Annotated in this window: 15 protein-coding genes; 12 read left to right on the top strand and 3 right to left on the bottom strand. The window is 64.0% G+C overall.

All coding sequences use genetic code 11. The annotated features are described in order from the left end of the window. Window positions 1-45 precede the first annotated feature (45 nt). From ahpC to BT173_RS16965, 11 genes are all read left to right on the top strand, one after another. Window positions 46-615, top strand: a complete 570-nt coding sequence (gene ahpC, locus BT173_RS17015; protein ID WP_072429873.1) for an alkyl hydroperoxide reductase subunit C — start codon at window positions 46-48, stop codon at window positions 613-615. A gap of 306 nt (window positions 616-921) precedes the next feature. Continuing rightward, complete coding sequence (ahpF, locus tag BT173_RS17010; protein WP_072429872.1) at window positions 922-2,484, top strand: alkyl hydroperoxide reductase subunit F; 1,563 nt, start codon at window positions 922-924, stop codon at window positions 2,482-2,484. 123 nt (window positions 2,485-2,607) lie between these two features. Continuing rightward, window positions 2,608-3,111, top strand: coding sequence for a hypothetical protein (locus BT173_RS17005; RefSeq protein ID WP_072429871.1), 504 nt, complete (start codon window positions 2,608-2,610; stop codon window positions 3,109-3,111). Next, on the top strand, window positions 3,089-3,466 hold the full coding sequence (locus BT173_RS17000; RefSeq protein ID WP_217651500.1) for a hypothetical protein: 378 nt from the start codon (window positions 3,089-3,091) through the stop codon (window positions 3,464-3,466). Before BT173_RS17005 ends, BT173_RS17000 begins: the two co-directional genes overlap by 23 nt. A 93-nt stretch (window positions 3,467-3,559) precedes the next feature. Beyond that, a complete protein-coding gene (locus BT173_RS16995; RefSeq protein ID WP_072429870.1) occupies window positions 3,560-4,108 on the top strand; it encodes a DUF1993 family protein in 549 nt (182 codons plus the stop codon). 15 nt (window positions 4,109-4,123) lie between these two features. Further along, entirely contained in the window at window positions 4,124-4,747 is a 624-nt protein-coding gene (locus BT173_RS16990; protein ID WP_072429869.1) for a DUF2238 domain-containing protein, read from the top strand. Window positions 4,748-4,822: 75 nt separating this feature from the next. Then, a complete protein-coding gene (locus BT173_RS16985) occupies window positions 4,823-5,722 on the top strand; it encodes a carbonic anhydrase (protein ID WP_084658805.1) in 900 nt (299 codons plus the stop codon). A gap of 7 nt (window positions 5,723-5,729) precedes the next feature. Continuing rightward, window positions 5,730-6,149 carry a hypothetical protein gene (locus BT173_RS16980; protein WP_072429868.1) on the top strand — a complete coding sequence of 140 codons (420 nt, stop codon included), beginning with the start codon at window positions 5,730-5,732 and terminating at the stop codon, window positions 6,147-6,149. 131 nt (window positions 6,150-6,280) lie between these two features. Next, complete coding sequence (locus BT173_RS16975; protein WP_072429965.1) at window positions 6,281-7,888, top strand: alpha-amylase family glycosyl hydrolase; 1,608 nt, start codon at window positions 6,281-6,283, stop codon at window positions 7,886-7,888. Between the two features lie 93 nt (window positions 7,889-7,981). Beyond that, entirely contained in the window at window positions 7,982-8,794 is an 813-nt protein-coding gene (locus BT173_RS16970; RefSeq protein ID WP_084658802.1) for a UDP-2,3-diacylglucosamine diphosphatase, read from the top strand. A gap of 215 nt (window positions 8,795-9,009) precedes the next feature. After that, the gene (locus BT173_RS16965) at window positions 9,010-9,801 is read left to right on the top strand and encodes a hypothetical protein (protein WP_072429867.1); all 792 of its coding nucleotides are present in this window, start codon (window positions 9,010-9,012) and stop codon (window positions 9,799-9,801) included. A gap of 19 nt (window positions 9,802-9,820) precedes the next feature. On the opposite strand, the gene bufB is transcribed toward BT173_RS16965, so the two are convergent. Then, a complete protein-coding gene (gene bufB / locus BT173_RS20015) occupies window positions 9,821-11,497 on the bottom strand; it encodes an MNIO family bufferin maturase (protein WP_072429866.1) in 1,677 nt (558 codons plus the stop codon). Between the two features lie 74 nt (window positions 11,498-11,571). Beyond that, a complete protein-coding gene (gene bufA2, locus BT173_RS16955) occupies window positions 11,572-11,859 on the bottom strand; it encodes a BufA2 family periplasmic bufferin-type metallophore (protein ID WP_072429865.1) in 288 nt (95 codons plus the stop codon). 201 nt (window positions 11,860-12,060) lie between these two features. Here bufA2 and BT173_RS16950 point away from each other — a divergent pair, with 201 nt between their 5' ends. After that, window positions 12,061-12,852 carry a M90 family metallopeptidase gene (locus BT173_RS16950; RefSeq protein ID WP_072429864.1) on the top strand — a complete coding sequence of 264 codons (792 nt, stop codon included), beginning with the start codon at window positions 12,061-12,063 and terminating at the stop codon, window positions 12,850-12,852. Window positions 12,853-12,908: 56 nt separating this feature from the next. On the opposite strand, the gene BT173_RS16945 is transcribed toward BT173_RS16950, so the two are convergent. Further along, on the bottom strand, window positions 12,909-13,910 hold the full coding sequence (locus BT173_RS16945; RefSeq protein ID WP_072429863.1) for an MBL fold metallo-hydrolase: 1,002 nt from the start codon (window positions 13,908-13,910) through the stop codon (window positions 12,909-12,911). Window positions 13,911-14,158: the final 248 nt, after the last annotated feature.

The following is a 14,158-nucleotide window of genomic DNA, read 5'->3' as shown; positions in this document are numbered from 1 at the left end:
CGCCCCGTTGCGTAGTTCTGTTCACCTTCAACCAGGAGAAAACCCATGTCCGTATCCCTGATCAACACCGAAATCAAACCTTTCAAGGCCACCGCTTTCCATGGCGGCAAGTTCGTTGAAGTCAGCGACGCCAGCGTGAAGGGCAAGTGGTCGGTGTTCTTCTTCTACCCGGCCGACTTCACCTTCGTTTGCCCGACCGAGCTGGGCGACCTGGCCGACAACTACGCGGAATTCCAGAAGCTGGGCGTGGAAATCTACGGCGTGTCCACCGACACCCACTTCACCCACAAGGCCTGGCACGACACCTCGGAAACCATCGGCAAGATCCAGTACCCGCTGATCGGCGACCCCACCGGCACCATCACCCGCAACTTCGGCGTGATGATCGAAGAAGCCGGTCTGGCCGAGCGTGGCACCTTCGTGGTTGACCCGCAAGGCAAGATCCAGATCATCGAAATCAACGCTGGCGGCATCGGCCGTAACGCCGAAGAGCTGCTGCGCAAGGTGAAGGCTGCCCAGTACGTGGCCAGCCACCCGGGTGAAGTGTGCCCGGCCAAGTGGCAAGAAGGCGCCGCTACCCTGGCACCGTCGCTGGATCTGGTCGGCAAGATCTAAGGCTTCATCTCGCCGCTGCGCGACCCGATCTTCGGCCTGTGTTGCTCGCCGTACTCAAGTACGGTTGCGCTACTCGACCAAAGCTCGGGCCGCTCGCCAGGCGAGCTGAATGCCTTAAGCCCGGTAGGCGTGGGCAAGGTAGTGATTTTTCACCTGAACCCAGGTGCGCTCATTCACCCGGCCCGCTCCTACCCCATTCATGGCGTACATAGGAAAGTCCGTACCGCGGTTTTTCCCCTGTGCACCCTTTACTGATTCCCTTGCACCGGCCGGGCTGGGGATGCTTTTCGAACTCGGAGATTCATCATGCTCGACAGCAATATCAAAGCCCAGCTCAAAGCCTATCTGGAACGTCTGGTTGCCCCGATCGAACTCATTGCCTCGCTGGACGGCAGCGCGAAGTCGGCCGAAGTGCGCGAGTTGCTGCGCGAAGTGGCCGAGCTGTCGGACAAGGTGACCGTACGTGAAGATGGCAGCAACGCCCGCAAGCCGTCCTTCGCCATCGTCAAGCAGGGCGATACCCCGCGCGTGCACTTTGCCGGCATCCCGATGGGCCACGAGTTCACCTCGCTGGTCCTGGCCCTGCTGCAGGTGAGCGGTTATGCGCCCAAGCTGGAAGCGGCGCAGATCGAACAGATCAAGGCAATCGAGGGCAAGTTCAGCTTCGAGACCTTTATCTCGCTGTCCTGCCATAACTGCCCGGATGTGGTGCAGGCACTGAACACCCTGGCGGTGCTCAACCCCGGCTTTGACGCGACCATGATCGATGGCGCGCTGTTCCAGGAAGAAGTCGAGCGTCGCCAGATCATGGGCGTGCCGGCCATTTACCTGAATGGCGCGCACTTCGGTCAGGGCCGCATGAGCCTGGAAGAGATTCTGGCCAAGATCGATACCGGCGCAGCCGAACGCGATGCGGCCAAGCTGAATGAAAAAGAGGCCTTCGATGTGCTGGTGGTGGGCGGTGGCCCATCCGGCGCCGCGGCCGCCATCTATGCCGCCCGCAAGGGCATCCGTACCGGCGTGGTGGCCGACCGTTTCGGCGGCCAAGTGCTCGACACCCTGGGCATCGAGAACTTCATCTCGGTGAAGGCCACCGAAGGCCCGAAGCTGGCCGCCGCGCTCGATCAGCATGTGCGCGACTACGAGGTGGACGTGATGAATCTGCAGCGCGTGGCTGCCCTCGTGCCCGCCGCCCAGCCGGGTGGTCTGCACGAGGTAGAGCTCGCCTCGGGTGCCAAGCTCAAGAGCCGTGCGCTGATCCTGGCCACCGGTGCGCGCTGGCGCGAAATGAATGTGCCCGGTGAAGCCGAGTACAAGAACAAGGGCGTGGCCTTCTGCCCGCACTGCGATGGCCCGCTATTCAAGGGTAAGCGCGTGGCGGTGATCGGTGGCGGCAACTCGGGCGTGGAAGCGGCGATTGACCTCGCTGGCATCGTGTCCCATGTGACGCTGCTGGAATTCGGCGATGCCATGCGTGCCGATGCCGTGCTGCAGAACAAGCTGCGCAGCCTGCCCAATGTGACGGTGATCCTGCAGGCGCAGACCACCGAAGTGGTTGGCGATGGCCAGAAGGTGAATGGCCTCAGGTACAAGGATCGCAGCAGCGGTGTGGAGCATCTGGTCGAGCTGGAAGGCATCTTCGTGCAGATCGGTCTGCTGCCGAACACCGACTTTGCCCGCGATGTGATCAAGCTCTCACCGCGTGGCGAGATTGAGGTCAACGAGCGTGGCGAAACCTCGGTGCCTGGCATCTTTGCCTCGGGCGACGCGACCACCGTACCGTTCAAGCAGATCATCATCGCCATGGGCGAGGGTGCCAAGGCCAGCCTCGGTGCCTTCGATTACCTGATCCGCACCCAGGCCCAGTAAACCGCACTGCCCGCGCTTCCCAGCGCCACCACGCAGGCCGCCCCATTGGGGTGGCCTGTGTTCATTTGGGCGCATTACGCGCCGCCCACTATGCTGAGGCTAACGCGTATCGAGTACCCGTCTATGCCCACCGCCTGGCTAACACGCTGTCTTCACCCCCTGCTGCTGGCCGCCAGCCTGCTGCTGTCGGCTTGCGCCACCCAACTGGCGCCAGCCTACGAGCCCGCCGTGGTCAGCGGGCTAGAACGCAATAGCATCGCCACCCTGACCCTGCTAGCCAGCCTGGCCGGCGGCACCCAGGCCGCCGACTTCAGCCAGCGCGAAGCCGCCTATGCCCAGCGCATCGGCGAACTGGATGCGCTAGCCCTGCAGGCTGGTGCGCGCCCAGAGCCCAGCGGCCCGCTGCAGGCCAAGCTCAAGGACTGGCTGCAGGCGAAGGGCATGAGCGAGCCGGATGCGCGCCTACCCAGCGTACACGCCTTGCAGCGCGTATCGGCCACCCTGGCCAAGCTGCGCGATACCGACCGCAAGCAAGGCCTCAGCGCGGTCGAGGTGCAGGCCTTTCGCGGCCAGGTGCTGATCTATCTCGATCAGGCGCTCAGTTATGAATATTTCCTGGCCCGATGAGGAGCCGCGCATGCAGATCGATCTGAGCCAGTTGATTGCCGATATGAAAGCCGCTGCGAGCCAGGCGCTCGGCAATGATGTGAGCGTGTTGCGCGGCTTTTCCGAGCGCCAGCTGCAAGCGATTGCCCAGCAGGCCGACTTCGTGGCCAGTGGCATCCTGAGCGGGCAGATCAGCGCCGAGACGCGCGATTTCTTTCTCGATAGCCTCGAAGACATGACGCTGAACTTTGTGCGCACCCTGCGCGGCCTCTTGATGGTGACCATCGAGAAGGTCTGGAATGCCATGGTCGGGGTGATCTGGCAGGCGATCAGCAAAGTAACCCAACTGGTCCTGCCGCTGCCCAGCCTGGGCTGAAGCGCGCGAACTGGCGCGCAGGCCGCTTCACCCGCTTGGGCTTTGGCGCGCCGCGCGCTAGAGTGCAGCGCCCGATTCCCCCAGCCTGCCGCCATGTCCGTTGATCTCTACTCTGCCGCCGTACCCGTTCTGCAACGCTATCTGCAACAGCTGCGCCAATTGCTGGCCAAGGCGGCCAGCGCGGCCCAGGCACAGGGCCTGGACGAGCACGCGGTCCTGGCGGCAAGGCTGGTGCCCGATATGTTCGGCGTGGCCCAACAGGCGCAGATCGCCATCGGCTTTGCCCGGCGCGCCTGTGCGCCACTGCTCGATATGGAAGCCGAGCTAGCCAACCAGCCGCAGACAAGCTTTGGCACGCTCGATGCCTATGCGGCCGCCACCCTGCATTGGCTGGCGCACATCGATGCCACCCGCTTCAATGCCGCGGCTGAGCGACCGATCCACAGCGAGGCCGGCTTTGCCCAGCTGCAGCTGCCCGGCCAGCAGCATGTGCTCCACTATGCGCTGCCGAATTTCTTCTTCCATCTGAGTCTTTGCTATGCCGGCCTGCGTGCGCAGGGCCTGCCGCTGAGCAAGCAGGACTTCGATGGCCTGCACGCCTATCCGGCCGGCTTCTCCTTCGAAGCCAAGCCGACAACCTGAACGCGGAGCCACCCCATGCCCGATGCCACCACCCTGCGTATCCAGTCCGCCCTGGTGTTGCTGGCCCTGCTCGCCTCGGCGATCGCGCCCTACGACAGGCTGACCTGGCTGCTGGAAGTAGCGCCGGTGCTGATCGCCGCGCCCATCCTGCTGCTCAGCTACCGGCGCTTTCCGCTCAGCTCGCTGCTGTATGGGCTGATCTGCCTGCACGCCCTGGTGCTGATCCTGGGCGGTGCCTATAGCTACGCGCGCGTGCCGCTTGGCTTCTGGGTGCAGGATTGGCTGGACCTGAGCCGCAACCCCTACGACAAGCTCGGCCATTTCATGCAGGGCCTGGTGCCGGCGCTATTGGCGCGCGAGATCCTGCTGCGGCGCGGCTATCTGAGCAGCCGGGCGATGACCGGTTTTCTGGCCGTGTGCGTGGCGCTGGCCATCAGTGCCGTCTATGAGCTGATCGAATGGTGGTCGGCACTGGCGCTGGGCCAGGGCGCGGAAGAATTCCTCGGCACCCAGGGCGACCCTTGGGATACCCAGTCCGATATCTTCCTCGCGCTGCTGGGTGCACTGTGCAGCACCCTGCTGCTCAGCAGCTGGCACGACCGCCTGCTGGCGCAGCTGCAAGGCGCGCCGCGGCACTGAGCACGCGCGGCCGCGATGGTCAAAGCCCCACCCAAGCAGCTAAGCTCAAGACTCTGTGTCTGCCAGGTTTTCGCCATGCACCAATCCGCCCTGCTGTGCCTAGTGCTGAGTTCGCTCCTGACTTGGGGCAATGAGGCCCCTGCCGCCCATGAGTCCGCCACCACCGCAGTGCCAAGCAAGCCCAAGCCGGCCAGCAAGCCGGTAGCGGCCAAACCCGCCAAGCCGCTGTTCACCAGCACGGTTGCGCCGAGCGAGGCCGCCAAGCCGGCTGCGCACGCGGCACACGAGGAAGACCCGAATCACTGGAGCTATGAGGGCAAGCTGACCGGCCCGGCCAACTGGGCGCGCATCAATCCGGCCTATGGCCTGTGCGCCGAGGGGCAGGCGCAATCGCCGGTCAATGTAGACAAGGCCCAGCTGCAGAAGCTCGAGCCACTCAAGATCACCTATGGCCTGAGCAAGCTGGCCATTCTGAACAACGGTCATACGATTCAGGTGAATGTGGAGCCGGGCAGCTGGCTGGAGGCGCTCGGCGAGCGTTATGAACTCAAGCAGTTCCATTTCCATACCCCGAGCGAAGAAGCGATCAATGGCCGGCGCTTCCCGCTGGTCGCGCATATGGTGCATGCCAGCGAGTCGGGCAGCCTGGCGGTGATTGCCGTGCTGTTCAAGGAAGGGCGCGCCAACCCCACGCTCGATGCACTCTGGCCGCGCCTGCCCGAGGAACACGGTGAAACCCGCAGCTATAGCGAGCGCGTGCTGAGCCCGGCCAGCCTGCTGCCCGATAATCTGCGCTTCTTCACGCTCAAGGGCTCGCTGACCACGCCGCCCTGCTCGGAAGAGGTGCGCTGGTTGATCCTGAAAACACCGCTCGAGCTGTCCAGTGCGCAGCTGGAGCGCTTCCGCCAGTTCTTCCCCATGAATGCGCGCCCGCTGCAAGCCCTGAACGGGCGTGAGATTCTGGAAAGCGAGTAAGCCGCGCATGGCCGGCCCACTGCGACTGCTCGGCCAATGGCTTGGCCATGCCTGGGCAGCGCCCGCCGCCTTGGTGGGCCTGCTGCTGGCGCTCTGCCTGTGGCGCCGCGGCCAGCGCTGGCAAAGACGCCAGGGCACGCTGGAAATCGACCTCGGCCTTGCCGAACAGGCCAGTGCCCGCTACGGCGCCATTACCTTCGGCCAGGTGATTGTGGGGCGCAATGCCACGCAACTGGCGCTGCTGCGTGCGCATGAGCAGGTGCATGTGCGCCAGTACCGGCGCTGGGGCCTGCTGTTCTTTCCCGCCTACGCGCTAAGCAGCCTGTGGCAGTGGCTGCACGGGCGCGATCCCTATCGCGACAATGCCTTCGAGCGCGAGGCCTACCGACTGGCCCCGACCCACGGCAAGACGCTGAAATCGCTGTAGTTTCCGCCGCGCCGCTACATGCTTGCCCACCCTGCCCCTTCACTCTAAGCTGGCCACCAGCCTTGCAGACAGGCCTGCGTTCGACAGGCCAGGCAAGGCCCAAACCAAAGAAAACAGAGATGAGTGAAGCCATGTCCCTACCGCCACGCCGGCGCGTTCTCCCCTGCCTGTTCGCCCTGCTCGCCGCCAGCTGGCTGGGCCTGCACCCCGCCACTAGTCATGCCGCCCCGCCACCGGGCGCCGATATCAACCCGGTCGCCGCCGGCCCGCTCAGCTCGGCCCTGCCCCAGGGCTGGCATCAGTCGGGCGCCTTCATGGAAATCTATGTGCGCGCCTACCAGGACAGCGATGGCGATGGCATCGGCGACCTGCGCGGCCTGATCTCCCGCCTCGACTATCTGCAGGACCTCGGCATCAAGGGCATCTGGCTAATGCCGGTCAATGCCAGCCAGGATCGCGACCATGGCTATGCGGTGGTCGACTACCGCAATATCGAAGCCGATTACGGCACGCTGGCCGATTTCGATGCCCTGCTTGCGGCGGCCCATCAGCGCGGCATCGGGGTGATCATGGACTATGTGATCAACCACAGCGCGGCCGACCACCCGCTGTTCCAGGCAGCCAATCGCAAGCAGTCCCCGTTCCGCGACTGGTATGTCTGGTCGGAGCAGGAGCCGGAAGGCTGGCAGATTTACGGCAACTACCCGTGGTATAGCGGCGAGGAAGGCTATTACTTCGCCGGCTTCTGGAGCCAGATGCCGGATTTCAATCTGCGCAATCCGGCCGTGCTGGCCTGGCATGAGGACAATCTGCGTTTCTGGCTGAACCGCGGCGTGGATGGCTTTCGCTTCGATGCGGTCGGCAATCTGGTCGAGAACGGCCCCAAGCGCTGGGAAGTGCAGGCCGAGAACCAGCCCATCATGCAGCGTCTGGTGCGCACGATTCAGCAATACCCGAACCGCTATGTGGTCTGCGAGGCACCGGCCGATCCGGACGGCTTTGGCAGCCAGGACGCCTGTGGCTCGGCCTTTGCCTTTGGTCTGAACAATAAGCTAATGACGGCAGCCAACGGCCATCTGCGCGGTATTGCCGATGTGCTGCGCTACCACGGCCAGGGCAAGGCCCATATGGCCACCTTTACCAGCAACCACGACCATTTCGCCGGTCGACGCGTGTTCGACCAGGTTTATGCGAATGAGGCCAGCAACCGCATGGTGGCGGCGGCGCTGCTGACCCTGCCGGGCATTCCTTTTATTTACTACGGCGAGGAAGTGGGCATGGACGAGGGCGCGGGCCTCGACGGCGATGCCTCGCTGCGCGTGCCAATGAGCTGGACGGCCGATGCCAGCGGCTTTAGCAGCGGCCAGCCGTTTCGGGCGCTGGCGACCAATATCGCCAGCCATAACCTGGCCAGCCAGCTCGGCAAGCCCGACTCGCTACATAGCCACTACCGCGCCATGCTGCAGCTGCGCCGCGATAATCCCGCCCTGCAGACCGGCAGTTTCGAGCAGGCCGAGCAAAGCGCCGAGCTGATCAGCTTCCAGCGCAAGTCCGAGCAGCAAAGACTGCTCGTGCTGCTCAACTTCGGTAGCGAGCAGCAGGCCAAGCTGGTCAAGTTGCCGGCCGATGCCACGCTGCGTGCGGTCTATCCGCAAGACGCCACCACGCTGCGGACCGATGGGCGCGGCCGGATCAAGCTGACCATGCCAGCCAAGTCGCTGCGCGTCTATCAGTTCTAGGCATGATATGGGCCGGCACAGCGCCGGCCCGGCTTCAACGCCCTGTCACAATCGCCCGGCATGCTCGCGTGAACTCAACCACCTGCGACTGCCGTGAGCGACCAAGCCAGCCAGCATTACCGCAGCATCTGGATTTCCGATCTGCACCTGGGCACCGCCGGCTGCCAGGCCGGCTATCTGCTCGATTTCCTCAAGCACACCGAGTCCGACCAGCTGTATCTGGTTGGCGACATCATCGACGGCTGGGCGCTCAAGCGCTCCTGGTACTGGAACCAGCAGCACAACGATGTGGTGCAGAAGATTCTGCGCAAGGCGCGCAAGGGCACGCGCGTCGTGTATATCGCCGGCAATCATGATGAGGTCGTGCGCCAGTTCATCGGCCTGGCCTTCGGTGGCATTGATATTCAGGACGAGGTGGTGCACACGATGGCGGACGGGCGGCGCTTTCTGGTGCTGCATGGCGATCTGTTCGACGGCGTGATCCAGTGCGCGCGCTGGCTGGCCATCGTCGGCGACCGCGCTTACGAGATCACCCTCAAGCTCAATCGCTGGTTCAACCATCTGCGTGCACGCTTCGGGCTCGAATACTGGTCGCTATCGCAATACCTGAAGCACAAGGTGAAAAAGGCAGTGAACTTCGTCACCCAGTTTGAAGAGGCGGTGGCGCGCGAAGCCAAGGCACGCGGACTGGACGGGGTGATCTGTGGCCATATCCACAAGGCCGAGATGCGCGAGATCGACGGCGTGCTGTACTGCAACGATGGCGACTGGGTGGAAAGCCTGAGCGCGCTGGTGGAAACCCTGGAAGGCGAGCTGAAGATCATCCACTGGCAGCCACGCCGACCGGCGGTGCGGCGCGATGAGCCACCGCGGCTACCCGAGCGGCTGGCGGATGCACCGGCCTAGGCAAGAAGAAGGCCATCCGGCAAGCGCAAGACAACGACGTGGTGGACGATGGCCGCACGATGTATCGTCGCGGCTTACCTGTCGAGGGAGGGCCTTGGCCACCTCATCCCCCACTGTGCAAGGCTGCAGGCGCACAAGCCAAAGCGCTGTGGCGCTGTCATGTTTTGCCGCCAACACCGACCAAGGGTCAGTCCTCTGCCCGATAGGTGTCTCCAATGCCAAGCCGTTTCGTCTGTTTCCTCGCTGTACCACTCAGCCTGCTGCTCGTCAGCCCGCCCAGCCTGGCGAACAGCCAGATCGACATCGATGGTGCGCAGCAAGCAAGCCACCAGCGCAGCCTGGTTGAACGCATGACGCGCAGCTATGCCTGGCGCTGGCTGGATGCCAACGATGACAAGGCCAGGCGTCAGTACGCGCAGGCCGCCAGTGAGTTTTCAGCCCAACTGATCAAGCTGCGCCGCGCCACCGCCAGCGATGCAGAACTGCAGGAAAACTACGCGCTGCTCGCCCAGCAATGGGATGACTATCAGACACTGATCGCCAGCCAGCCCAAGGCACAGGATGGCCGAGCGCTGCTGGAAGCCTCCGAGGACATGACCTGGATCGCGCAAAAGGGCACACAACTGCTCGAAGCCAAGCTTGGGCCGGCCCAGAAGCCGGTACAGCTTGCGGAAGACATCGGTGCGCTCTCGCAGCGCCTGGCCAAAATCTACCTGATGCGCAGCGCCGGTCTTACCCTTCCCTTTTTGCACAAAGACCTTGCCAGCGCCCGCACGGAATTCGACGCCGCCAGCCGCCAGCTGCGCGCCTATCCTGGCAATACGCCTAGCATGCAATCCCAGCTGCAATTGCTCGATACCCAGTGGCTCTTCTTCCAGCAGGCGATTGACGAGCTTGCCAAACAGAATCTGGATCGCCAGTTACAGCGCAATGTCTTCACCACCAGCGATCGAATCTACGAAGTCGCCACCGAGCTGGCACAGCGTTATCGGGCGCAGATGCACTGAAACCGCTGCTAGCGCCGCATCACCCGCCAGTGCCGACAGGCAGATGCGCCGGCTTGAACAGCATTTCCTCCTGCCACCAGCGGCTTAGCCAGCCGGCCAGCACGGCTGGCTCCGGCAAGCGCGCCGTGCCACCCCAGGCCTCGGCCAGCTCGCCGATGCTCCGCCGTTCACACTGCAAGGTCTGCAGGAAGTCGGCCTCGGCTGCCTCGAACGAACAGAAATGGGGTTGCAAGCCCTTGCGCCAGACCAGCACGCTCAGCGCCTGTGCGCTGCGGCTAGCGGGCGGCACCGCCGCATCGGCGTCAATCGCTTGCCAGATCGCCAGCGCATTGCTGCGCACGCACAGCCATTGCGCGCTCGGCAGCAAGGGCGCCGGCTGGGCTAGGCAGGCATCGCCACCTTGCTCGGCCACGGTATGCGCCGTCCAGGCTGGCGCATCGGCCGTATCGAACACGCTGCGCAATGCCCATTCCAGGCCAGCCAGATCGGCCAGCTCCGGGTTGTGCGGGTATTCGGCCTGCAAATGAGCGGCGAAGTCCGCGCCGTAACAGCCCAGATTGCGCTGCTGCGGCACATGGCGCGCGATATAGCTGGCCGCCAGTGCATCGAACAAGGCCTGGCCCAGATACCGCACACACTTGGGATAGCTATCTGCCAACACCTCGGCGAGGCGCGCGCGATACGCATGATGGTAAATCTGTAAGCCCTGCAGGCCGGCCAGTGGGCCGGATGCCTGGATCGTGGCCGGCAGCGGTCCGGCCGACTCAGCCAGCACATAGGCGCACAGCTGCTGCTGTGTGTGGGCGAAATCGGCGGCGTGAGTGGCGGGAAAAGTAATGGCGCGGTCGTCAGCCTGCGACCGGGCGGGCTGGGGAAAGCGGGCCGCAATCGCACGTGCGCGGGCGAGCTCTGCCAGCAGGTCTGCCAGCGGCGGGATATGCGCATCGCGCTCTATCATGCTGGCGACCGGGCCAAAGCGCTGGCAGGCTTGCGCATACAGCGCCCACACCGCCTCGGGCACCGGCTGGTCATGGGTATCAACCAGGTAGCCGTCCTGAACCGAGTGCCCGGCCAGATGAATCTGGCGCACCCGCTCGGCCGGCAGGCCATCCAGATAGGCGAGCGGATCGAAACCGTGGTTCACGCTGCTCACATAGATATTGTTCACATCGACTAGCAATTCGCAGTCGGCCTGCTGCGCCACATGGCGCAGGAAGTCCCACTCGCTGAGCTGAGCAGCGTGGTAGCGCACATAGCTCGATACATTCTCCAACACCAGCCTGCGCCCCAGCCTGTCCTGTGCGATGCCGATCTGCTCGATCACCCGCTGCGCGCACTCCTCGGTGTAAGGCAGGGGGTAAAGATCGTGCAGACGCTGCGTGCCCAGGCCGGTAAAGCACAGATGGTCGGACACCCAGAGTGGCGCGATACGCGCAGCCAGGGCCTTGATGCGGTCCAGATAGGCGAGGTCCAAGCCATCGGCACTACCGATGGACATCGCCACCCCATGCATGGCCATTGGATAGTCGCGCCGGAAGCGCTCCAGCCATTGCCACGGCTTGCCGCCATCCACCAGGAAGTTGTCGCTGATGATTTCCAGCCAGTCCACCGGTTGCGGCTGGGCCAGGAAATCGGCGTAGTGCGCGGTGCGCAGGCCCAGGCCGAAGCCGGGTGAAGTCGAGCAGGCGATGGACATGGCAGTGATCCGGCAAGGCAGGCGGTGGGCGAAACAGGCCCGCGGCGGCACCGGGTGCGGCCGCGGGACCCGACTTACAGATCGCCGATAGTGCCGCCCTTGGCCAGGCAGTCCTTGGCACTGGCGGCCTTGAAGCCATGACCCTTGCAGGCATTCTGGCCCTTGCAAGCGTGCTCGGTGGTCTTGCAATCGCTATTGCCCTTGCAGTCATGCACGTTGTAGCAATGCACCTTGTCGTTGGCGGCCACAGCCTTGCCGGACGAGCCCTTCGGGGCATCGGCAGCGAACGCGGCGCTCGCCAGGGCCAGCGCACCGGCGGCAAAGGCAAAGGAAGAAACGGTCTTGTGGCTAGGCTTGTTCATGTCTTACTCCTGATTAGAGATGGGAAGCATTGGCGGCAGAGGCATACGGTGCTGCTGCCGTGCCACTTGGTCTGCATACGCGCGGCTTTCTTACAGCGGTATGTATATGTTTTATGTGGGGCAACTGGCAGGCGACGCTTGTGTTTGCGCACACCGACCTGCATCTACACGCCATTGCCCCAGTCGACAGGCCTACACAGCATGTGGAATTTACTGCGCCGCCACGTGGCGGAAGACCCGCTAGCGCACCGATCCTGGCCGGAAGTCGGCCGGCAGATGCCGCTGTTGCAAGGCTTGAGCACGGATGAATGGCAGCGCCTCGAAGCGCGCATGCGCCACTTTCTGGCTCACAAGACCTTCCATGGCGCGCATGGCTTTGCGCTGAGCAGTACGCGCCGCCTGCAGATCGCCGCCCAGGCCTGCCTGCCCATCCTCAACCTCGACGACAACGCCTATGCGGACTGGCATGAGGTGGTGCTTTACCCGCGCGCCTTCGTCAGCCGCGATCCGTGGCGCGATGAGGTGGGTCTGGTGCACGAGGGCGAGTGGGCGCTGGCCGGCCAGGCGCGTCACGATGGCCCCATCCTGCTTGCCTGGCCCGATGCGCGGCGCAGCCCCGAGATCGATGGCTGGAATGTGGTCATCCATGAATGCGCGCACAAGCTCGATATGCTCAATGGCAGCGCCAATGGCTTTCCGCCCCTGCATGCCGGCATGCAGGTGGCCGACTGGACGCGCGCCTTCGAAGCGGGCTTTGCCGATCTGAACCGGCGCCTGGATCGTGGCGAGACCGTCGCCATCGACCCCTATGCGGCCGAAAACCCGGCCGAGTTCTTTGCCGTGCTATCGGAATACTTCTTCGAACTGCCTCATGTGCTGCACGACGCCTACCCGGCCATCTACGAGCAGCTGCGTCAGTTCTATCGCCAGGACCCGGGCGCGCGCCTCGCACCAGTCGAGCATCCGCCCTGGTCAGAGGATGAGCTCACATAGACCCCATGAAAAAAGCCGCCCTTCGGCGGCTTGTGTGCGGGTAGGCCCTGACTGGCTCAACGATCGCTGCGTAGCGGACCGTACTCGATCGGCACCCAGGCATAGCCCTTGGCCTCGGCACGGACATGACCAAGGCCGGGGAAAGGCAGGTGGGCGCCGGCCACCCAGAGCTTGTCACGACTGGCAGCGGCGAACAGCTGCTTGCGCGTGGCCACCGCCTGCTGGCTGTCGATATCGAACTCGATGGCGATCTCGGGCCGGGCGAACTGGCTGGCATGGCTATGCACGATATCGCCCCACACCAGCAGGCTCTGCGCCTTCGAGCTGAACAGAAAGCTGCTATGCCCCGGCGTATGACCGGGTGTGGGCATGACACGCAGCGCGGGCAGCGGGTTCTCGCCCGGCTTGAAGGTATGGAAGCGCCCGGCCGCCTGATAGGGCGCCACCGACTGGCGCGCCAACTTGAAGAAGCCCTGTGCCTCGGCTGGCGCCTTGGCCGCCACCGCCTCGCTCAGCCAGAAATCAGCCTCGGCCTGGGCCGCCCAGACCTGGGCGTTCGGAAAGGCCATCTGCCCATCCGGCGTGCTCAGGCCACACGCATGATCGGCATGCAGATGGGTGAGCAGCACGCTATCTACCTGCTCAAGCCGATAACCGGCCGCCTCGATATTGGCGCGCAGATTGCCCAGCGTGGGGCCGAAACACTGCGCTGCGCCTGCATCCACTAGCACCAGCTGGCTGCCGGTGTGCACGAGATAGACATTCACGGCGGTCTGCATGCCCTTGCTGGTATCGATGAACATGCGCGCCAGCAGGCTTTGCAGATCGCGTGCGCTGGTGTGCTTGAGGATCTTCTGATCAAGGTCGATATAGCCGTCGTACAAGGCAGTGACTTCGAAGTCACCGAGCGCCATGCGATAGAAGCCCGGCACCTGCACGCGCTGCTGCTCAGGCGGTGCAGCATGGGCGAGCTGGGTGGTGGCGACGGCCAGGGTGACGGCACTGAGGCCAAGCGCCAGCAGGCTGGCTTGGGTGATTCGGCGCAGGGGCGCAGACATAAGCCATTCCTTCCAATATCGGTGCGGCAGCGGATGGCCACACCCCGTGAACGACAAGATAGGCGCCCAGAGCGGAATTACCAGCCCATTCCCTCCCCCCCCTGATACTGCGAGCACGGCATGACTGGCAGCTCACTGTTGCAGCATTGCTGCAAATACCGGTGTGCATCGCATATTTGCGACAGATTTTTCGGTAGTTTTGCCGCAATACGGCCTGGCTCCACGCGCAGTCCTCGGATGGACTCCTG

Source organism: Chitinimonas taiwanensis DSM 18899 (assembly GCF_900119825.1).
In the GTDB taxonomy this organism is placed as follows: Bacteria; Pseudomonadota; Gammaproteobacteria; order Burkholderiales; family Chitinimonadaceae; genus Chitinimonas; species Chitinimonas taiwanensis.
The sequence above is the reverse complement of the archived record's forward strand: the minus strand, read 5'-3'. Positions and strand labels throughout refer to the sequence as shown.

What these genes read in the sequence shown, in the direction of transcription:
- BT173_RS16990 (WP_072429869.1), top strand. Translation starts at nt 4,124, where the DNA reads ATGCCCGATGCCACCACCCTGCGTATCCAGTCCGCCCTGGTGTTGCTG.
- ahpC (WP_072429873.1), top strand. Translation starts at nt 46, where the DNA reads ATGTCCGTATCCCTGATCAACACCGAAATCAAACCTTTCAAGGCCACC.
- BT173_RS16950 (WP_072429864.1), top strand. Translation starts at nt 12,061, where the DNA reads ATGTGGAATTTACTGCGCCGCCACGTGGCGGAAGACCCGCTAGCGCAC.
- bufB (WP_072429866.1), bottom strand. Translation starts at nt 11,497, where the DNA reads ATGTCCATCGCCTGCTCGACTTCACCCGGCTTCGGCCTGGGCCTGCGC.
- BT173_RS17000 (WP_217651500.1), top strand. Translation starts at nt 3,089, where the DNA reads ATGAATATTTCCTGGCCCGATGAGGAGCCGCGCATGCAGATCGATCTG.
- BT173_RS16980 (WP_072429868.1), top strand. Translation starts at nt 5,730, where the DNA reads ATGGCCGGCCCACTGCGACTGCTCGGCCAATGGCTTGGCCATGCCTGG.
- BT173_RS17005 (WP_072429871.1), top strand. Translation starts at nt 2,608, where the DNA reads ATGCCCACCGCCTGGCTAACACGCTGTCTTCACCCCCTGCTGCTGGCC.
- BT173_RS16995 (WP_072429870.1), top strand. Translation starts at nt 3,560, where the DNA reads ATGTCCGTTGATCTCTACTCTGCCGCCGTACCCGTTCTGCAACGCTAT.
- bufA2 (WP_072429865.1), bottom strand. Translation starts at nt 11,859, where the DNA reads ATGAACAAGCCTAGCCACAAGACCGTTTCTTCCTTTGCCTTTGCCGCC.
- BT173_RS16985 (WP_084658805.1), top strand. Translation starts at nt 4,823, where the DNA reads ATGCACCAATCCGCCCTGCTGTGCCTAGTGCTGAGTTCGCTCCTGACT.
- BT173_RS16945 (WP_072429863.1), bottom strand. Translation starts at nt 13,910, where the DNA reads ATGTCTGCGCCCCTGCGCCGAATCACCCAAGCCAGCCTGCTGGCGCTT.
- ahpF (WP_072429872.1), top strand. Translation starts at nt 922, where the DNA reads ATGCTCGACAGCAATATCAAAGCCCAGCTCAAAGCCTATCTGGAACGT.
- BT173_RS16975 (WP_072429965.1), top strand. Translation starts at nt 6,281, where the DNA reads ATGTCCCTACCGCCACGCCGGCGCGTTCTCCCCTGCCTGTTCGCCCTG.
- BT173_RS16965 (WP_072429867.1), top strand. Translation starts at nt 9,010, where the DNA reads ATGCCAAGCCGTTTCGTCTGTTTCCTCGCTGTACCACTCAGCCTGCTG.